At 65.6% G+C, this 19,828-nt stretch carries 16 protein-coding genes; 8 read left to right on the forward strand and 8 right to left on the reverse strand.

Annotated elements, in window-relative coordinates:
* Positions 1 to 149: 149 nt before the first annotated feature.
* Positions 150 to 1,763 carry an MFS transporter gene (locus AC50X7_RS14305; protein ID WP_494979633.1) on the reverse strand — a complete coding sequence of 538 codons (1,614 nt, stop codon included), beginning with the start codon at positions 1,761 to 1,763 and terminating at the stop codon, positions 150 to 152.
* Positions 1,764 to 2,295: 532 nt separating this feature from the next.
* Here AC50X7_RS14305 and AC50X7_RS14310 point away from each other — a divergent pair.
* Positions 2,296 to 2,556, forward strand: a complete 261-nt coding sequence (locus AC50X7_RS14310) for a hypothetical protein (protein ID WP_494979634.1) — start codon at positions 2,296 to 2,298, stop codon at positions 2,554 to 2,556.
* 100 nt (positions 2,557 to 2,656) lie between these two features.
* On the opposite strand, the gene AC50X7_RS14315 is transcribed toward AC50X7_RS14310, so the two are convergent.
* Positions 2,657 to 5,146, reverse strand: coding sequence for an ATP-dependent DNA ligase (locus AC50X7_RS14315; RefSeq protein ID WP_494979635.1), 2,490 nt, complete (start codon positions 5,144 to 5,146; stop codon positions 2,657 to 2,659).
* Between the two features lie 40 nt (positions 5,147 to 5,186).
* Here AC50X7_RS14315 and ku point away from each other — a divergent pair, with 40 nt between their 5' ends.
* Complete coding sequence (ku, locus tag AC50X7_RS14320; RefSeq protein ID WP_494979636.1) at positions 5,187 to 6,320, forward strand: non-homologous end joining protein Ku; 1,134 nt, start codon at positions 5,187 to 5,189, stop codon at positions 6,318 to 6,320.
* Positions 6,321 to 6,596: 276 nt separating this feature from the next.
* Positions 6,597 to 7,454, forward strand: a complete 858-nt coding sequence (locus tag AC50X7_RS14325) for a class I SAM-dependent methyltransferase (RefSeq protein ID WP_494979637.1) — start codon at positions 6,597 to 6,599, stop codon at positions 7,452 to 7,454.
* A 132-nt stretch (positions 7,455 to 7,586) separates the two neighbouring features.
* Here AC50X7_RS14325 and AC50X7_RS14330 read toward each other — a convergent pair whose 3' ends face one another.
* From AC50X7_RS14330 to AC50X7_RS14350, 5 genes are all read right to left on the reverse strand, one after another.
* Positions 7,587 to 7,865 carry an HPr family phosphocarrier protein gene (locus AC50X7_RS14330; protein WP_104043337.1) on the reverse strand — a complete coding sequence of 93 codons (279 nt, stop codon included), beginning with the start codon at positions 7,863 to 7,865 and terminating at the stop codon, positions 7,587 to 7,589.
* A 64-nt stretch (positions 7,866 to 7,929) separates the two neighbouring features.
* Entirely contained in the window at positions 7,930 to 9,990 is a 2,061-nt protein-coding gene (locus AC50X7_RS14335) for a PTS fructose transporter subunit IIABC (protein WP_494979638.1), read from the reverse strand.
* Between the two features lie 2 nt (positions 9,991 to 9,992).
* Positions 9,993 to 10,988: a 1-phosphofructokinase family hexose kinase gene (locus AC50X7_RS14340; RefSeq protein ID WP_307096944.1), complete on the reverse strand. Its 996-nt coding sequence runs from the start codon at positions 10,986 to 10,988 to the stop codon at positions 9,993 to 9,995.
* Positions 10,985 to 11,791 (reverse strand): DeoR/GlpR family DNA-binding transcription regulator, encoded by an 807-nt coding sequence (locus AC50X7_RS14345; RefSeq protein ID WP_494979639.1) that lies wholly within the window; start codon positions 11,789 to 11,791, stop codon positions 10,985 to 10,987. Before AC50X7_RS14345 ends, AC50X7_RS14340 begins: the two co-directional genes overlap by 4 nt.
* A 218-nt stretch (positions 11,792 to 12,009) precedes the next feature.
* Complete coding sequence (locus AC50X7_RS14350; RefSeq protein ID WP_494979640.1) at positions 12,010 to 12,267, reverse strand: DUF6458 family protein; 258 nt, start codon at positions 12,265 to 12,267, stop codon at positions 12,010 to 12,012.
* Positions 12,268 to 12,465: 198 nt separating this feature from the next.
* On the opposite strand from AC50X7_RS14350, the gene AC50X7_RS14355 reads away from it, so the two are divergent.
* From AC50X7_RS14355 to AC50X7_RS14365, 3 genes are all read left to right on the forward strand, one after another.
* Complete coding sequence (locus AC50X7_RS14355; protein WP_494979641.1) at positions 12,466 to 13,104, forward strand: alpha/beta hydrolase; 639 nt, start codon at positions 12,466 to 12,468, stop codon at positions 13,102 to 13,104.
* Between the two features lie 389 nt (positions 13,105 to 13,493).
* Positions 13,494 to 14,243, forward strand: coding sequence for an HAD family hydrolase (locus tag AC50X7_RS14360; protein ID WP_494979642.1), 750 nt, complete (start codon positions 13,494 to 13,496; stop codon positions 14,241 to 14,243).
* Positions 14,244 to 14,378: 135 nt separating this feature from the next.
* Complete coding sequence (locus tag AC50X7_RS14365; RefSeq protein ID WP_494979643.1) at positions 14,379 to 16,721, forward strand: glycoside hydrolase family 65 protein; 2,343 nt, start codon at positions 14,379 to 14,381, stop codon at positions 16,719 to 16,721.
* Positions 16,722 to 16,755: 34 nt separating this feature from the next.
* On the opposite strand, the gene AC50X7_RS14370 is transcribed toward AC50X7_RS14365, so the two are convergent.
* Positions 16,756 to 18,072 carry an MFS transporter gene (locus AC50X7_RS14370; protein ID WP_494979644.1) on the reverse strand — a complete coding sequence of 439 codons (1,317 nt, stop codon included), beginning with the start codon at positions 18,070 to 18,072 and terminating at the stop codon, positions 16,756 to 16,758.
* A gap of 152 nt (positions 18,073 to 18,224) precedes the next feature.
* On the opposite strand from AC50X7_RS14370, the gene AC50X7_RS14375 reads away from it, so the two are divergent.
* Complete coding sequence (locus AC50X7_RS14375) at positions 18,225 to 19,031, forward strand: hypothetical protein (RefSeq protein ID WP_494979645.1); 807 nt, start codon at positions 18,225 to 18,227, stop codon at positions 19,029 to 19,031.
* Positions 19,015 to 19,764 carry a LamB/YcsF family protein gene (locus AC50X7_RS14380; RefSeq protein ID WP_494979646.1) on the forward strand — a complete coding sequence of 250 codons (750 nt, stop codon included), beginning with the start codon at positions 19,015 to 19,017 and terminating at the stop codon, positions 19,762 to 19,764. Before AC50X7_RS14375 ends, AC50X7_RS14380 begins: the two co-directional genes overlap by 17 nt.
* The last annotated feature ends 64 nt before the right edge of the window (positions 19,765 to 19,828 follow it).

Genomic DNA, 19,828 nt, shown 5'->3' on the forward strand with positions numbered 1-19,828 from the left:
GGGAAGGTAAGAAAAGGACCAAAAGAAAAAGAAAAACTCCCTCCCCCACACCCCCCCAAAAAAGCCCGCACAGACCGGGCCGGGAGCGTTGCTACAAGGCCTGCCCGGAGGGGGACTGCCTGGGTGCTGTCACCTGCCTGGCTGCGCGGCTAGACCTGGGCGGTAGCCTTTCCGGCAGAACTCGAATCCGTGATGTCCTGGGTCTCGAACGGCAGTTCGTCAAGGTCGATCAGCGGATTCTCATCCTGCGTGGCCACCAGCTCGCGGGCTTCTGCCTGGGTGTCCACGCTGGGCATGGAGCCCGGCAGCGGGCGCTGGGCCGACTCCTTCAGGAAGTAAATGGCGACGGCGCCCACCAGGGACGTGCCCATCAGGTAGTAGGCCGGCATCATGTCGTTGCCGGTGGCGCTGATGAGGGCTGCCACGATGAACGGGGTCGTTCCGCCGAAGATTGCCACGGAGAAGTTGTAGGCGATGCCCATGGCGCCGTAGCGGCTGGACGTGGGGAACTGGGCCGGGAGCGCGGAGGCCAGGTTGGCCACGTAGAACGTCACCGGGAACGCAATCAGGGAAAGGCCGGCCAGCGTGGACCAGATTTCGCCGATGCCGATCAGCAGGAAGGCCGGGGTTGCCAGGACAACCGTGCTCAGTGCACCGATCCACAGGACAGGGCGCCGGCCTATCCGGTCGGACAGCTTGCCGGTGAGCGGGATGCAGAGGCTCATGACCACCAGTACGGGGATGGTCAGCAGGGTGCCGTGCACCTCGTCGTAGCCCTTGGACTCCGTGAGGTAAGTCGGCATGTAGGAGGTGAGGGCGTAACCGGCGGTGTTGGCTGCCGCAACCAGGATCATCGCCACGATGATTGAGCGCCAGTAAGCCTTCACGATTCCCACCGGGCCCTTGACCGTTGAGTCATCCGAGGCGGCGGCGTGCTTGGCGAGGTCTTCCTGTGCGTCCAGGGTTGCCTGGAATTGAGGAGACTCCTCGATCTTGCTCCGGAAGTAGACAGCGATCAGGCCCAGAGGACCGGCAACCAGGAACGGAATTCGCCAGCCCCACTCTTCCATGGCCGCCTGGCCGAGGGTCAGCTGCAGGGCGGACACCAGCGCCGCGCCGAGGGCGAAGCCAAGGTAGCTGCCCATATCCAGGAAGCTGGCGAAGAAACCGCGTCGCTTGTCCGGCGCGTACTCGCTGACGAACGTAGTGGCGCCGGCGTATTCGCCACCCGTGGAAAAGCCCTGGACGATCTTCAGCAGCACCAGCAGGCCTGCTGCCCACAGCCCGATCTGGGCGTAACCGGGAAGGAGCCCGATGGCGAAGGTGCTTGCCGCCATGATCATCAGCGTGGTGGCCAGAATCTTCTGGCGGCCCATCTTGTCGCCGAGCCAGCCGAAGATCACGCCGCCGAGGGGGCGGGCGATAAACGTTGCGGCGAAGGTCCCCAGCAGGAAGAGTGTCTGGGTGGTGGGGTCGGACTCCGGCAGGAAGACGGGTCCCATGGTGGTGATGAGGTAGCCGAACACACCGACGTCGTACCATTCCATGGTGTTGCCGACGATGGTGCCGCCGAGGGCCTTTTTCAGCATGGGCTGGTTGACAACGTTGACGTCCGACTCCTTGAGCCGGCGGCGCTTCAGGATATTCGGCTTCCGCGGACCCCTGGCAGCCGAGGCTGGGGAGCCGGGGGGTGAAACTGGGTCGGTTCCGGAGGCGTTGTAATTGCCTGCGGAAGAGTCGGTGATGCTTCGGTCTGTGGGCATTTGGGTAACTCCCGTGGAGGTCATTTGCTTGCGACTTGTAGCTGCCCCGCTCCGGGCAGGCCTTCAATTTTACGCGAATGCCATGGCACGGGTGTGCCTGATGCCGTAGGGTTACCCCTTTTAAGGGCCCTTAACTGCCGGTTCCCGGAAACTTCTTTCCCGGCTTTTCCCGCGCCAGCACTGGGATCGGTAACCTCCGGCGCCATCGTTACCGAATCTTTTTCCTATTGGACGTCCGAAACCCTCTTTTGCCCCGTATGTGCGCGGAAAAGTGACGCCGCCCACGGCTTCTGCGCCGTCCCGCAGCTAACCCGCATGACCCGGCACGGCCGCCGTCGTTCTTACTTGCAGCCACTGCTGCTTTAAGGGGTTCACAGGTGCCCTGCGCTTCCCTATGGTTGTGCCATGGGAACACTTTCTTTCAAGTAGGCGCGCCCGCGGCCAGGCCACTGCCGGCCGCTCCTTCTGTTGCGGAAGGCCCGATGTGGGCCTCTATTTTTAGCACTTCATTTCACTGCGGAAAGGAAGAACAATGGCTGACGAAAACACTGGAAAACACATAGCGCCGGAGTTGGCGGATCACCTGGCGGAGGCAATGGAAGCTCCCGACATGCCTGGTGCAGCCGCCCCGCTGTCCCCGATGGGGACGAACGGCCAGCGGACCTGGCCGGACGGCAACGGGAAACGGCGGCATCCCAGGGAACGTGGTTCCAGCCACGGCCGGATGGGGCAGGGGGCAGCCGTGACAGCGGTTCACCGCACCGGCCGGCCGCAAATGCCGCACTCCTCCTAGCGCAACTCGAAATCACAATCGACACGCAGATTACCTGGCGGCTCCGTTATTAGGTGGTCGCCAGGTAATTTCTGCGCCGAGGGGAATGGTCGAGTCCCGGTCAGCCTTCCCGGACGACCTCGGCCGGGTCCTTGTCCAGCCGCCAGCCGCGCCAGACGGGATGGCGGAGCCGCCCCGTCCCGGTCCATTCGCTGTACGTCACCTCGCCAACAAGCTGCGGGGTTACCCAGTGCGCGTCCGCCGAGTCCTCGCGCGGAACATCCTGGAAGGGGGACGTTTTTCGGGCGAGACGGTCCACGGTCTGCCGGAGTTCCGTCAGCTCGCGGAAACTGAAACCGCTGCCCACCCTGCCCACGTAGCGCAGATTCCGTCCGTCCGGGATGCCTACCAGCAGCGACCCCACCGAGTCCTGGCGGGCGCCCTTGCCGGGCCGCCAGCCGCCCACCACCACCTCCTGGGTCTGGTCGAGCTTGAGCTTGATCCAGGTCCGCGTGCGCCGGCCGCTCACGTACCGGCTGTCGGTGCGCTTGGCCATCACGCCCTCGAGGCCCAGTTCCTGCGCGCTCTCCAGGATGTGTTCCACCCGGTCCTCGAGGACCGTGGAAAGGTCCACCGGGCTGTCGGACGGGCTGAAGAACTGCTCCAAACGCTGGCGGCGCTTAGTGAGGGGCAACCTGCGGAGGTCGGTCCCGCCGTTGTACAGCAGGTCAAACAGCATCAGCCGGACCGGGATGGCCCGGCGTGCTTTGGCCACATCGCCGGGCCGGGTGAGTTTCATGCGTCCCTGGAGCAGCCCAAAGTCCGGCCGGCCCGAAGGTCCGACGGCGATGATCTCGCCGTCCGCGACAAACGGCTGGGGCGGCCAGCTGTCCCTGTCCGTGAACTCGGGGTAGGTCTTGCTGACGTCGTTCCCGTTGCGGCTGAAGATCCGGACTGTCTCCTCGTCGGCAACCAAGAGGGCGCGCACACCGTCCCACTTGAGTTCGAACTGCCAGTTGCTGCCCTGGAGGTCCGCCATCGTCCCCGACGTGGCCATCATGGGGCCGAAATCCTCGGGTGACGCCGAGGGGGCGGGCGACGGCGGAACTTGGGATGGCTTTTCGGCTTCCTCTTCCGGCTCCGCGGCTTCCTCCGGCCCGTCATCCGGTACTGGCACGGAATGGTGCCTGCTGCTCGGATGGTCCTTGTCCATGAGGTGGATGAGCCACTGGCCCTCGGAGTCCCTGCCCTGCCCGCGGCCGGTATGGATCAGCGCGAACTTCCGGGTGCCGCCCAAGCCGCCACCCTCGGAACCTGTGAGGGTGACGATGACTTCCCTGCCGTTGATCCACTTGTGCAGTTCATAGGTGCCGGTGTCCCAGATGGTCATCTCACCGGCGCCATACTCGCCTTTGGGGATGGTGCCGTGAAAAGTGAGGTAGTCCAGCGGGTGGTCCTCGGTCTGGACCGCCAGGTGGTTTTTGCCACCGGTTTCGGGAACGCCTTTTGGCAAGGCCCAGGACACAAGGACGCCGTCGTGCTCCAGGCGCAGGTCGAAGTGCAGCCGGCTGGCGTGGTGCTCCTGGATGACAAAGCTGTCCCCGCTGCCCTCCGCGCCGGCAAAGGGCTCAGGCGTCTTCTCCGGGTCGCGCATGGAGCGGTATTTGCCCAGCCGCGGGTCGCCGTCGTCATCCTTGTCAGGGGCGTCCGCGTTGAAGCGGGAGGCGCGGACGACGGCGGCGAACGGCTCCGTGCCGTCCTGCACCCTCCGCAGCACCTCCTGGTAGTCCAGGTGCCGAAGGCCCGGAGTGCTGATCTCCTGCCAGGTCCGGGGCGCAGCAACCATAGGGGTGGGGCGGCCTCGGAGCGAATACGGAACGATGGTGGTTTTGGCCGCATTGTTCTGGCTCCAATCCACCAGCACCTTGCCTTTGCGGAGGGTCTTCTTCATGTCGCTGACCGCTAGGTCAGGGTGGTCCGCCTCCAGTGCCCGCGCCAACTCGCGGGCGAATGCGGAAATTTGGTCGGAGCTCTGGGCTCGGTCCAGTGCGGCGTACAGGTGGATGCCTTTGCTGCCGCTGGTTACCGGGACCGGATCCATGCCCACGTCCTCGAGGATGGAGCGGGCCAGAAGCGCCACCTCAACGCACTCCTCCAGGCCCGCACCTTCGCCGGGGTCCAGGTCCAGCACCAGCCGGTCAGGGTTCAGCTGGTTGCCGTGCGAATCCACCTGCCACTGGGGAACGTGGATTTCCAGCGAGTTGATCTGGCCGAACCACGTGAGCGTGGCGGGGTCGTTGACCATCGGATAGTGGATGGTCCGGTCCTTGTGCGTGATGGCGGCACGCGGCAGCCAGCCCGGGGCAGAGTCCTCAAGGTTCTTCTGGAAGAACACCTCGCCCGGCTTCTCCGCGGTGCCCACGCCGTTGACCCACCGTTTCCTGGTAGCCGGCCTGCCGGCGGCAGCGGGGATCAGGACGTGGGCCACCGCGGCGTAGTAAGCCAGTACGTCGGCCTTGGTGGTGCCGGTCTCCGGGTAGATGACTTTGCCCAGGTTGGTGAGGGTCAATTCCCTGCCCGCAACCCGGACACGCTCCTTAGCTGCGGCCATGGGGCTTCACCTCCGGGGCTGCGTGATGTTGACTTAGGGAATGAGAGCCATCTGGAAAGGTGCCATCGCGTTTGGCCTGGTCAACGTACCCGTGAAGGTCTACAGCGCCACCGAAGATCATGACATCAGTCTGCACCAGGTCCACAACGCCGACGGCGGCCGGATCCGCTACCAGCGCAGGTGCGAAGTTTGCAGCCAGGTCATCGACTATTCGGACATTGAGAAGGCCTACGAGGAGGACGGCCGGACTGTCATCCTTGCCAAGGACGAACTCAAAGCCATCCCGGCGGAGAACAGCCACGAGATCGAGGTGGTGCAGTTCGTCCCGTCCGAGCAGCTTGAACCCATGATGTTCGAGAAGAGCTACTACCTCGAGCCGGACTCGAAATCGCCCAAGGCCTACGTGCTGCTGCGCCGGGCGCTCGAGGACACGGACCGGGTGGCCATCGTCCAGTTCGCGCTGCGCGAGAAGACCCGGCTGGGTGCCTTGCGGATCAAGGACGACACCTTGGTCCTCCAGTCCCTGCTCTGGCCTGACGAGGTACGCGAAGCCAACTTCCCTTCCCTGGAGGCGGACATCAAGATCTCCCCGCAGGAACGCGACATGTCCGCGGCCCTGGTGGAGTCCATGGCAGCCGACTTCGACCCCGCCCACTTCACCGATGACTACCAGGTGCAGCTGCGCCAGCTCATCGAGGCCAAACTCGAGCAGGGCGACTCCCTTGATACCGACGAAACGTTCGGAGTGGAAGCCGGCGAGGGCGGCAAGGGCGAGGTCATTGACCTCATGGAAGCACTGAAACGGAGCCTGGACCGGAAGCGCGGAGGCGGATCCGATGCTTCCGCCGCGGGCTCGGGCGATGGAGACTCGGCCGAGTCCGGCGACGACGAGGAAGAAGACGCCAAGCCGGCGCGCAAGAGGGCCGCGGCCAGCAAGCAGACGGGGAGTAAGCCTGCCGACACGAAATCCACGGCGGCCCGGTCCACGGCCAGCAAGTCCACCGCCGCGAAGTCCACGGGCGCAAAGACCAGCACGGCAAAGACCAGCACTGAAAAGTCCACCGACACCAAGTCCACTGCAGCGAAAACCACGGCGGGTAAGACCGCTGCCAAACCCGCGGCCAAAACCACCACCAGCAAGGCAACCGGCACCAGGGCGCGCAAGCCGGCGTAATGGACCGGAGCCTGCAGCGCCTGTTCGGTGGGTTAATGCCATGAGTATGAAACTACTAAGCCTGCTTGCTTTCCGGTAGTCGGCGAGTCCGTGCCTCTTGGCGGCCGGGCTGCCTGCAGCAGGTCTTACGCCTGCCGTCTTGGGGCTCCTCTCTTTAGAGCCCGTCTTTACACCGGAGTTCGGCGAGTTCACAATGAGTCGCATCGCAGCCTCCGCTGTGCCCGCAGCGCGCTGTTCACTCACTGACGAACCATCACAGTAGAGAGAGGCACAGTCATGACAGACCAAGCAGATGTCCTGGAGGCGGACCGGGCGCTCAAGCAGAAGCACAGGGCCATGTGGGCGGCAGGGGACTACCCGGCGCTCGCCAGTGAATTGCTCCCCGAATTGGGAGCCATCCTGGTGGAAGCCTGCGGCGTCAACTCACGCCAGCGGGTCCTGGACGTGGCCGCCGGGGCAGGCAATGCGGCCATCCCCGCGGCCATGATGGGTGCGAAGGTAGTGGCCAGCGACCTCACGCCCGAACTGTTCGACGCCGGCCGCCACCAGGCAGCGGACCGTGGCGTGGAGCTGGAATGGAAGGAAGGGGACGCAGAAGCCCTGCCTTTCGCCGATGATGAGTTCGATACCGTGATGTCCTGCCTCGGCGTGATGTTCGCGCCCCACCACCAGCCCGCAGCCGACGAGCTCCTGCGCGTCTGCAAACCGGGTGGCACCATCGGGCTCCTCAACTGGACTCCTGAAGGGTTCATAGGCAGGATGTTCGCCACCCTGAAGCCGTTTGCCCCGCCGCCGCCGCCGGGTGCCCAGCCCGCACCGCTGTGGGGGAGCGAGGACCATGTGCGCGAACTCTTGGGCGACAGGATCACCGAAGCCCAGGCCCGGAAAAAGACCCTGGGGGTCCGCAGTTTCCACCAGCCGGAGGATTTTGTCCGCTACTTCAAGTCCCACTACGGCCCCACCATCTCGGTCTATAAGTTCATTGCCGAGGACGGGGACAAGGTGAAGGACTTGGACAAGGCTTTGACGGAACTGGCGGAGTCGTTTGGCGACGCCCACGGCGATACCCCGTTCCACATGGAGTGGGAGTACCTGCTGTTTACGGCCAAAAAGGCCAAGGGCAACGCCGGGTGATTACGTCACCACGTCCCTCGGCTGACGTTTAAAGCGAGCGGCCGCCGTCGGGCGTTCCCCTCAGTGGGGAGGCCCGACGGCGGCCGCGCTGCTCAGTGCCTCATCAGCAGTGCTGCCTCAGCAGCTGTGCTGCTACTCGGCGTCGTGATCCGTTTCCAGGATCTGGACCAGGCGCTCCAGCGCCGTGTCAGCGCCGTCGCCTTCGGCGCGGAGCACCACAACGTCGCCGTGTGAGGCGCCAAGGCTCATGAGGGAAAGGATGCTGGCCGCATCCATGGCTTCATCGGCCGGCTCACCTTCACGGGCGATGGTGATGTCCAGGTCGAATTCGCCGGCTGCCTCCGCGAAGATGGCGGCAGGGCGGGCGTGCAGGCCAACGCGGCTGGCGACGGTTGCGGTGCGTTCTGGCATTTTGGCTCCTTATGGCGTTCGGCAGGCTGGGGGTTCAGTGCCGGACAGGTAGTGGGTGAGGGGGTCAGACCGTTGCTGGGACGGTTTCCACCGTAGCAGTGGTCTTGGGGGCTGCCCAGCGCTTGAGGGCCACCACGGCCAGGGCGCTGACAATGGTACCGGCGATGATCGAGACCGCGAACATCAGCAGGTTGCCGATGGCGAAGAACACGAAGAAACCGCCGTGGGGTGCCTGTGAGGTAACCCCGAAAGCCATGCACATAGCGCCGGTGAGGGCGCCACCCACCATGCTGGCAGGGATGACGCGCAGTGGGTCGGCTGCGGCGAACGGGATGGCGCCTTCGGAGATGAAGGACGCGCCCAGCAACCAGGCTGCCTTACCGTTTTCGCGCTCAGCCAGGCTGAAGAGCTTCTTGTCCAGGACGGTGGCCAGGGCCATCGCCAGCGGCGGGACCATACCTGCGGCCATAACTGTCGCCATGATCTGCCAGGGGGCCTGGTTGGTGGCGCTGCCTGCACTGAGGCCTGCGACGGCGAAGGCGTAGGCCACCTTGTTCACGGGGCCACCGAGGTCAAAGCACATCATGAGGCCAAGGATGACGCCGAGGACAACGGCGGAGGCACCAGTCATGCCGGAGAGCCAGCCGTTGAGCGCTACGGTAAGGCCTGCGATTGGACCGCCCAGGACCAGGAACATCAGGCCGGAGGCAAAGATTGAAGCGAGCAGCGGGATGATCACCACGGGCATCAGGCCGCGAAGCCACCGCGGAACTTGCCAAGTCCCGATCAGATGAGCCATGTAGCCCGCCAGCAGGCCGCCGACAATGCCGCCGAGGAACCCGGCGCCCATGAACCCGGACACCGCGCCGGCCACGAAGCCGGGTGCGATGCCAGGGCGGTCAGCAATGGCGTAGGCGATGTAGCCCGCCAGTGCAGGGACCAGGAAGCCCATGGACAGGGCGCCAATCTTGAACAGCACCGCCCCTAGGTAGGTGGCCAGGCCGCCTTCTGGCAGGTTGCCGAAGTTGTTCTGGAGAACAACGTCGTCTGCCACCTCGGTGATGTCATAGCCGCCCAGCAGGAAGCCGAGGGCAATCAGCAGGCCGCCGCCGGCAACGAACGGAATCATGTAGCTGACGCCGGTCAGCAGGGCCCGCTTCAGCTTCTGGCCGATGTGCTCGCCCTTTTCCTCGGCGTCGTGCTCAGCCTGTTCCTCCGCGCCGAAGTGCGGGACGCGGCGGGCATTCGGGTTGTCCGCGGCGGCCAGCGCTTCCTGGACCATCTTGGCGGGCTCATCGATGCCGCGCTTGACCGGCGCATTGATGACGGGCTTGCCGGCAAAGCGTTCCTTGCCGCGCACGTCCACGTCCACCGCGAAGATCACGGCGTCTGCGGCGGCGATTACGGCGGGGTCCAGCGGCTTGGCGCCGGAGGAGCCCTGGGTTTCCACCTGCAGGTCAACGCCTGCTTCCTGGGCTGCTGCCACCAGGGAATCAGCGGCCATGTAGGTGTGGGCGATGCCGGTGGGGCACGCGGTCACGGCAACGAGCCGCTTGGGTCCCGATCCGGTGGTTGAGCCTGCCGAAGCTGAGTCTGCTGAAACCGCCGAAGCTCCGGCGTTCGAGCCCGCGCCGGCCGTGTCTGCCGAAACCGGCGCTGCATGGGCAGCAGGCTTGTCGGCGAGTGCGCCGTCCACCAGCTCCACGATCTCCTCACGGGAAGAGGCGTTGCGCAGGGCTGCGGTGAAGTCCTTTTTGATCAGGGACCTGGCAAGCTTGGACAGCAGCTTCAGGTGCTGCTGGTCCGCGCCGTCCGGGGCTGCGATGAAGAAGATCAGGTCTGCCGGGCCGTCCTTGGCGCCGAAGTCCACCTTGGGGTCAAGGCGGGCCATGGCCAGGGTAGGTTCCGTCACTGCAGCAGAGCGGCAGTGGGGAATGGCGATGCCACCGGGAATGCCCGTGGCAGTCTTCTGCTCCCGGGCGAAGGCGTCCGCAAAGAGGCCTTCAACTTCTGACGCGCGTCCGGTGGCAGCTACTTTGCTTGCAAGGTGCCGGATCACCGTCTCGGGGGAGTTGCCCAGGTTCTGGTCGAGGTCGACCAGTTCCGTGGTGATGAGCTGGGTCACTGTCAATCCTTTCGAAGGGCCGTGATGGTTACGGCATCCGGTGTGGTTTGGTGGACTGCCGGGACAGTGGAACCCGGCAGGGAGGCGGCGGCGGCACCGTGGGCCACCGCCTGGCGAAGGCAGTCGGCCGGGGCGGCGCCCTGGCCGTGGGCGAGCAGGTAGCCGGCCAGGGCAGAATCGCCCGCGCCGACCGTACTGACCGCGGCGACCGGCGGATGCGTGGCCAGCCACGCGCCGTCGGCCGTTACCAGGACAGCTCCCTTGGATCCGAGAGTTGCCAGCACAGCACCCACACCGGAACGTACGACGGCGGCGGCTGCCGCTGCGGCAGCAGCCGGGTCCGCTTCCAGTTCGTCAGCGGTGGCCGGGGAGGCGAAACCGGCTGCAGCAGCCAGTTCCGCCAGTTCTTCGGCGTTGGGTTTGAGGAGGTCCGGTTTTCCCGAACCATTTCCTGCCTCACCGCTGGAGACAGCGGCGGCAAGAGGGGCGCCGGAAGAGTCCACGGCGATTTGGGGGGCGTTTCCGTTTCCCGCGGAGCGGAGCCGGCGGGCCACGGTGGCGTAGAAGTCGGCGGGGAAACCCGGGGGAAGCGATCCGGCCAGGACTACCCAGCTGGCACCGCGGGAACTCTCCAACAGCAGCTTCATCAGGGCTTCCTGCTGGTCCGCGTCGAGCAGCGGACCGGGCTCATTGATCTTGGTGGTGACTCCGCCCGGCTCGGTGAGCGCGACGTTGGTGCGGAGCGGCTCATTGATGGGGAGGGAAACGAAAGGCACTCCGCTCGCACGCAGGCCGGCCAGCACGGGATCGCTGTCCGCGCCGGGGAGTACGGCTACGGACTCGAGGCCCGAAGCCACCAGGGCGCGGGAGACGTTGACGCCCTTGCCGCCGGATTCCTGGCTGACGGAGACGGCGCGCTGCACTTCGCCCCGTTCCAGGGGGCCGGGGAGGGCTACCGTCCGGTCCAGGCTGGGGTTGGCCGTAAAGGTGACGATCATGCGATCACCACGTCTACGCCGGCTTCTTCAAGGGCGGCTGCAAGTTCCGGTCCGGGTTCGCTGTCAGTAATCAAGGTGTCCAGATCTTTCAGGGAGGCGAACTGGACCAGGGTTTCCGTGTCCAGCTTGGAGGAGTCGGCCAGCACCACAATGCGGCGGGCCGAACGGACAAAAGCTGCCTTGACGGCGGCTTCTTCGGGATCGGGAGTGCTCAGGCCGAACGATGCGTGGATGCCGTTGGTGCCGATAAAGGCGATGTCAGGCCGGAGCCTGTGGGCTGCGTCCACGGTGCCCTGGCCTACGGCAACCTGCGTGAGCCCGCGGACCCGGCCGCCCAGGACTTCGAGGGCAATGCCGGGGACGCTGGACAGTTTGCCGGCGATGGGGACTGCGTGGGTGATGGCCACCAGTTCTGCCTGCGGGTCCGTGGGATCGGAAGGGTCGACGGCGGTCCTCCGGGAGAGCAGGTCCGCCAGAACTTCGGTGGTGGTGCCGCCGTCGATGAGGACGCTGCCGGGGGAGTTGCGGGGGATGAGGGCAAGAGCGGCTTCAGCGATCCGGATTTTCTGGTCAGGACGCTGGATGGCGCGTTCGTTGACACTTTCCTCTGTGGTGCTGAAGCGGTCTGCCGCGACGGCCCCGCCGTGCACGCGGCGGACGGTCCCGGCGTTCTCGAGGGTGGCAAGATCCCGGCGGACGGTTTCGGTGGTGATGCGGAAGCGCTCGGCCAGGAGGGTCACGCTGACCCGGCCGGTGCCGGCTACAAGCTCGGCAATCTTTTGCTGGCGCTCCTCGGCGAACACATACCCTCCGTTGCGTAAGGCTTGATGGTGCGTGACTGGCATCACTAATGTTGTGTTACTTGACTTTATCTTTGCTTCTGTTGGTTTGTCAATGGAAACCAACACGAAACAAAATGAACCGGCTTCCCGACCTTCAACCCGGGGGAAAGAAGAAGCCGGGCCGGACCGCGGTGGTCCAGCCCGGCTTTATCGGGTTCACGGCAGTTTTTCCTGCCTGGCTACAATCCGCCGTCGCGGCTTTCGTTCCGGGTGATGCGCTCGCCAGTGTTGGGGTCCACGACGGAACGGGTTTCGCTGATCCTGCGGCTGCGGCCCGGCGAGGCGAGCATGAGCGAGGCGATCAGGCCGATGACGCCGACGGCGATCAGGATGTAACCAACCAGCACCTGGTCCACGAAGGGGATAAGCCCTGGGGCAACCGCCCAGGCAAGGATGGCGCCCAGTGCGATGAGGAAGATGGAGGATCCGAATCTCATGTGTTGCTCCTTGTCGTGGCGGAAGGGCGTCTGCGCAGCCCGATGACGGTTTTGAGGAATGCTGCCCGTCACGCGTCACGCTACAGCGCGGAGTTGGCGGATTCAATGATCAGGGGCGGCACTTTTTGGCGGGCCCATCTGTGGGCGGCTGGGCACGGCTTCAGGCTCCTTCCCGGCCGGCCTCGTTAGGCTGATGCGATGGAAACAGTTGTGTGGTCCAAGCCCGAGGCCGAGCGGGCAGGCACCCCGTTGCTGGTGATGATGCACGGCTACGGCACGGATGAGTCGCGCATGGTCCGGCTCTTTGAGTACCTGCCGGCCGAATTCACCTGCGCGGCCCTGCGTGCTCCCATGGCCATTGGCGACCACTACGGCTGGTTCCTGCTGGACTACTTCCTCGCCAATGACTTTGCCGACGTCATCAAGGCCGCGAGCGCTGTCCAGACCTGGATCAACACCGTCAAGGGCCAGCACACCAGCGTGAGCCTGCTGGGTTATTCGCAGGGCATGGCGATGGCCAGCACGCTGCTGCGCCTCCACCCCAAGGATTATGTGGCGGTTGTAGGGCTTTCCGGTTTTGTGCTCGAGAACGAGTTGCTGTCCCTTACCGAATCCTTTGACACCAGGCCGCCCTTTTTTTGGGGGCGGGACAAGGCCGACCTGGTCATCAATGAAGACGCGATCGCCTACACCGGGGAGTGGCTCCAGAACAACACGCTCCTCACCGCCAGGACCTACCCGGGCATGGGCCACGCGATGTCCAAGACGGAAATGGTGGACGTCAGTGCGTTCCTGCGCCATTACGTGCTGAATACGAACGGACCTGCGGGTACGTAGCTGGACCGGCTCGCTATCGTGAAGTGCGTCACAGTTGCGGCCGCGGGAAAAAACAGTTGCCAGCCAAATTTGTAAGCGCTTACACTCATCTTCGGCCTTTATTGTGGCCCTGAACTGGGCGGACAAGGAGAGCAGCGCGGTGCGGACGGTTTACTGCGGCCCGAAACGGCCTGGTGCCCTTGGTGCCGCTGTCCCCGTTGTAGGTTCCGCTGGCTTGTCCCGTGGCGCACAACACGTTCATGATGGAGTAGAACGATCAGCAAGCTTATGGCCGCCGCACTTCCCGCGCCCGCGGCTGCCTGCAGTTCGTCAGGGCATCGAGGCCTCCCCACTCCCAAGCATCCCGCCTTCGGGGCTGCCCGCCGTCCTGAAAGGACACCGCACCGCTGATGACTGAAAAACTGGCTACCGACCAACAAACCCCTGAGCTCTCCGCTTGGGCCGGCGCCTCTGCCATCCTTTTCGATCTTGACGGCGTGCTGACCCCCACAGCCACCGTGCACGAGCAGGCATGGCAGGAACTGTTTGAAAGCTACCTCGCATCGCAGCCGCAGGTTGCCGCCTACAGCGAAAGCGACTATTTCGACCACATCGACGGTAAGCCGCGCTTCGATGGTGTCCGGGACTTCCTGGCCTCGCGCGGGATAGTGCTCCCCGAAGGTCCCACCGACGACGACCCCGCCAACATCACGGTGCAGGGCCTGGGCAACCGGAAGAACGGGATTTTCAATAACATCGTGAGCGCGGGCGTCGAGCCTTTCGAGGGTTCCGTGCGCTTCCTTGAAGCCGTACTGGATCGCGGACTGAAGGTCGCCGTCGTCTCTTCCTCCCGCAACGCACCTGCCGTCCTTGCAGCCGCCGGTCTCAGCAGCTACTTCCCGGTGGTGGTGGACGGCGTGGTGGCAGCCAGGGAAGGCCTGCCCGGCAAACCCAGCCCCGCTACGTACGAATACGCCGCGACGCTGCTGGACCTGCCCAGTGAGGAATGCGTGGTGGTGGAGGACGCCGTCTCTGGCGTGCAGGCCGGAAACGCGGGCTCCTTCCACTCCGTAGTCGGGGTGGACCGCGGCGCCGGGCGGAAGACCCTGCTCGACGCCGGAGCCACCGTGGTGGTCAACGAGCTCGACGAGCTCCTCTAGCAACCCCGCAAGTCTCCCCAAGGCAGCCTTCCCCCGGCAGCCGCCCGCTGCTTTCCCCGGCAGCATCCGAAGTCCCTCAACCTCCCGGCACGCCCCGGCCGGCAGCACCGCCCCTCGCACAAGGACCCCAACACCATGGCTTTGATCTCCGCGGACCGCGAAAGGTTCCCCAACACACCCTGGCAACTCGTGGAAACACGTCATGAACCGGGCACCGAAGGGACTCTGGAAACCCTCTTTGCGCTGGGTAACGGACACCTGGGTATCCGCGGTGCCCACTGGGCGGCAGCGGACTCTGACCTGCCGGGCAGCTTCATCAATGGCCTGCACGAAATCTGGGACATCAAGCACGCCGAAAACGCCTTTGGCTTCGCCCGCACCGGCCAGCGCATCCTGTACATCCCGGACGCCAACAACTTTGCAGTCATCATCGACGGCGAAGCCCTTAGCCTGGCCGAATCCGAGGTGCTGGAATACCGGCGCGCCGTTGATTTCTCCACCGGCGTCTACGAGTGCCGGATCACCTGGCAGTGCCGCTCCGGCGCGACCGTCACCACCACCGAGCGGCGCGCCGTCGGGTTCGATTCCCGGGGAACCCTTGGCATCTCGCTGGAGGTGGCTACCGACCGCGAGGTATCCGTGGACGTCACCTCCTCGGTAATCAACCGCCAGGACCAGCCGGTGGAAGACCACTCCGTGCACGATCCCCGCCGGGCAGGCCGCCACGCCGGCCGGGTGTTGCTGCCCCTGCGCCTCGACGGCGGGGACGGGTCGCTCCGGCTGGCCTGGGAGGCCGCCGAATCCAAGCAGCGGGTGGGCGTTGCAGTGGACCACTGGACGTCCGCCGGGCACCAGCCGTTCGACACCCTCGTGGACCAGGACGACAGCAGCGTCCGCTACGTCCTGGCGGTCAGTGCCGACGAGCCGTTCCGCCTGGAAAAGAGTGTCAGCTACGCGGCCGGCGCCGCCATCCAGGAACCGTCGGTGGACCCGGCCTCCGTGGCAGAAGGAAACCTGCATTCCGTCCAGGACATCTTCGCCGAAAGCGAAGCGCACTTCCGCGACTACTGGTCCACTTCGGACATCGTGGTGGCCGGCCAGCCCGAACTGCAGCAGGCCATCCGGTGGAACCTGTTCCAGCTTGCCCAGGCAACGGCCCGTGCGGACGTTGCCGGTATTCCCGCGAAGGGCGTGACCGGTTCCGGCTACGAGGGCCACTATTTTTGGGACCAGGAGGTCTACCTCCTGCCGTACCTGACGTACACCAATCCCGACGGCGCCCGCCAGGTCCTGGAATTCCGCCACAGCATCCTTCCCGAAGCCAAGGTTCGGGCGAAGGAGCTGAGTGTGGACGGCGCGCTGTTCCCGTGGCGCACCATCAACGGGCTCGAAGCCAGCGCCTACTACGCTGCCGGCACCGCGCAGTTCCACATCGCCGCCGCCATCGCCTTTGCCACCAACCGGTACGTCTGGGCCACGGGGGACGCCTCGTTCCGTGACGGAATGGGCGCCGAGCTGCTGATCGAAACGGCGCGCATGTGGATTTCGCTGGGCTTCTTCGGCAAGGACGGGCTCTTCCACATCCACGGCGTCACCGGGCCGGACGAATACACGGCCGTGGTCAACGACAACCTCTACACAAACGTTATGGCCCGCTTCAACCTGCGTGCCGCCGCGGCCCTTGATCATGCCGTCATCAGCCAGGAAGAGCGGCAGCTGTGGCAGGCCGCCGCGAACCGGATGCAGCTGCCGTTCGACGAGCGCATGCAGGTCCACTCGCAGGACAACGACTTTATGCACCTCGAGCCCTGGGACTGGACCACGCCCCGGTCCAAGTACCCGCTGCTCCTGCATTTCCACCCGCTGGTCATCTACCGCCACCAGGTCCTGAAGCAGGCGGACACCGTCCTGGCCATGTTCCTCCAATGGCAGGACTTCACCGCCGAGGAAAAACAGCGGGCCTTTGATTTCTATGACCCGCTGACGACGGGGGATTCGACGCTTTCCGCCTGCGTCCAGGGCATTATGGCCGCCGAGGTGGGGTACTCCCGGGAAGCGCTGGAGCATTTCACCAACGCCGTGTTCATCGACCTGGACGATACGCACGGCAACACCATTGACGGCGTGCACATCGCCTCCACCGGCGGTGTGTGGAGCTCCCTGGTGTGCGGCTTCGCCGGCCTGCGGGACCAGGGCCCGGTCCCGTACTTTGATCCGCGGCTGCCTGCGGACTGGGAAGGCCTGACGTTCCACCTCAAGATCCGCGGGCGCCGGCTGCTGGTGGAGCTCGACGCCGGTGCCATCACCCTGACTGTCCAGGACGGCGAGGCCCTCGAGCTGGACGTCCGCGGACAGCTGCTCAGCGTGGGCGCCCAGCCCGTCCGGGTGGCACTTGCACCCGTGCCGGAACCGGAACCCACAGTGTTCCCCAGCGGACATCCGACGGCGAGCATTCCGGTGGTGCGCGCCAACAGTTAGGTGCCGCAGGGCGCACTCAGTGCCGCCCGGGCAGCTAGTCTCCCGCCGCCGTCGAACGTTCCGCAACAGGAGCCCTGTCCAGCGGGTGCGCCAGTTCGTCGTCGGGCATGCGTGCCACCGTCATGGCGATGACCGCCATGACGGGGCACACGAGGCCGGCCACCAGGAAGATCAGCCAGATGGGCAGGACCTCGGCGGCCGGCCCGGCCAGGGCCATGGACACGGGCATCAGGGCGAGCGACACAAAGAAGTCCAGGCTGGAGACCCGGCCCAGAAGATGGGGCGGAACGCGCCGCTGGAGCAGGGTGCCCCAGATGACCATGCCCACGCTGCCGGTCACGCCCCAGATGAACAGGGCGGCGGCGAGAAGCCAGAAACTGTCCATGATCCCGACGGCGGCCACCGGCAGGCTGCCCGCACCCCAGGACACCATCATCACCGTGAGGTAGCGCCGGGGCAGCCTCAGGGAGGCTGTCAACAGCGAGCCCAAGGCCGCGCCGACGCCCATCACGGCGAGGAGGAAGCCGAACATGCGCGAATCGCCGTCCAGCTGGTCGCGCACCACAAACGGCAGCAGCACCTCGATGGGGCCGATCAGGAACAGGACCGAGATGCACGCCCACAGCAGCGTCCACAGCAGCCATGGAGTGCGCAGCGTGTAGCTGACGCCCTCGTGCAGGTCCCGGCGGAAGGACGACTTGCCGCGCTCCGCTCCGGTCGCAGGGGTGCCGTCTTCGGCGCCGTTGACGGGTGCGGCCAGGGCGTGCTGGCCCAGGAAGTTCAGGATGATGAACGCCGCAAGGTGGCAGACGGCCACTGCCATGACGGCGTGCGACGGCGAGAGGGCAGCCACCACGATGCCCGCCACAGCAGGACCTGCGGCCTGCTGGAGCACCGGCCGCATGGAACCCTCCACGCCGTTCGCTGCCAGCAGGTCCTCGGCAGGGAGGATGCGCGGCAGGATGGCGGAGTAGGCGGGGAAGAAGAACGCCGCTCCCACGCCCAGCACGAAGGCGCCCACAGCAAGGTGCCAGAGTTGCAGCCACCCCGCCATGGCGAGCCCGCTGATGGCCGCGATCACGGCGAGGTTGGCTCCCTCCACGGCGATGATCAGGCGGCGCTGCGGAATCCGGTCGGCGGCGATCCCGCCGGCCAGGAGGAAGGCCACCAGGCCCACACTGCCGGCGGCAGCGACCATGGACAGCTCAAGCGGTCCGCCGCCCAGGTGGATCACCTGGTAGACCATGGCAACGGCCCACATTCCGGAACCAAAAATGGAGATGGCAAGCGCCGCAATCAGTACCCGGTACTCACGATGGGCAAACGGCAGCAGGGCTTTGGGAGCGGGCATAGGGTAAGTCTAGGCTTCGGACGAATACCCGGACAGCAGGGCAACTACCCTCCTAACCACATGGGGCAGGGGTGCCGTGGCCTAGTGTTAAGCAACCTTAGTATTAGGAAAGGCCGCATCCGACGCGGCCGGCGAGACCAACAGAGGTGACCATGGCCAAGCGCAGCAATCCCGCGGTACGAATCGCACACGAAACCGCCCACAATGCCGTCTTCGATGAAGACGGCAAACCGAAGCCGGGCGTCCACAACATGCTTTTGAAGGCAGTGGAGATCCAGCGCCCGCTGGTCCTGGCATACATCCGCCGGCTGCAGCGCAAGCACCCGCGCGCCACGGCCGCCCAGCTGGCCGAAATCCTGGAGCGCGACTACCTGCGTGCCGTCACTGGCGGCGGGGCGCTGGTTGGTGCCACCGCCGTCGTTCCCGGCGTCGGCACCGTGGCTTCCCTCGGACTCTCCGCCGCCGCGACCGTTGGGTTCCTGGAGGCAACCGCCCTCTACGCCACCTCACTCGCGGAGCTGCACGGCATCCGCCTGACCAACCCGGAGAAGGCCAGCACCATGGTCATGGCACTGATGCTCGGCGAGGAAGGCACCGCGTTGCTTGGAACGCTCAGCGGCCAGGCGGCGGGCAATGGCCTTAGTGCCTCCAGCGCGTGGGGCAACGTGCTGTCAAAGTCCATGGCCGTGCCCGGCTTCGGCTCAGTCCGGAACCGGATCCAGAAAGCCTTCCTCAAGAACCTCCTAAAGCGCCAGGGCACCGCGCTGTTCGGCCGGGCCCTGCCGTTCGGCATCGGGGCGGTGGTGGGCGGAGCCGGTAACCTCATGATGGGGCGCGCGGTGGTCTCCAACGCGAAGGAAGCGTTCGGTCCCATGCCCCAAACCATTCCCGGCGAGCTCAACGCTGCCGCACCGGAAAACCTGACGCTGGAAGGCAATAACCTTGGATCTCAACGCTGACCTCGGCGAATCATTCGGCTCCTGGAACATGGGGGACGATCCCGCCATGTTCAGGTTGGTCACCAGCGCCAACGTGGCCTGCGGCTTCCACGCCGGCGACCCCGTCACCATGCTGGACAGCTGCCGGGCGGCCTATGAGCTGGACGTGACCGTCGGCGCGCACGTGGGCTACCGCGACCTCGCCGGCTTCGGCCGCCGCTCGCTGGACATGTCCTTTGACGAGCTGTTCGGCGACGTGCTGTACCAGCTGGGCGCGCTCGACGGCGTCGCGCACGCCGTCGGTGCCTCAGTTGACTACGTAAAGCCGCACGGCGCGCTGTACAACCGTCTGGTCCAGGACGCAGACCAGGCCTCTGCGGTGGTGGCCGCCGTGAACGCCTACGATCCGGGCCTGCCCATCCTCGGCCTGCCCGGGTCCGAGCTTTTGAAGCAGGCCAAAGAAGCCGGGCACCCCGTCTTCATCGAGGCGTTTGTGGACCGCGCCTACATGGCCGACGGAACGCTGGTGCCGCGCTCGCAGGAGGGCGCCGTCCTGCACGACGTCGACACCATCATTGAGCGCGCCGTGCGCCTGGCCACCAAGGGCGAGGTGCTGGCTCTGGACGGAACCTTGGTCAAGGTGCAGCCCGACTCCCTGTGCATCCACGGGGACACGCCCGGCGCCGTCGAGATGGCTTCCGCCGTCAGGGCGGGCCTTGAAGCGGCCGGTGTCGAGCTGGAGTCCTTCGCGTAGTTGCAGCTTCGCTGACACCACAAATGTCGACGCGCAGATTACCCAGCGCAACCCAAATATCGGC

It is taken from the genome of Pseudarthrobacter sp. Hb11, from assembly GCF_059383655.1.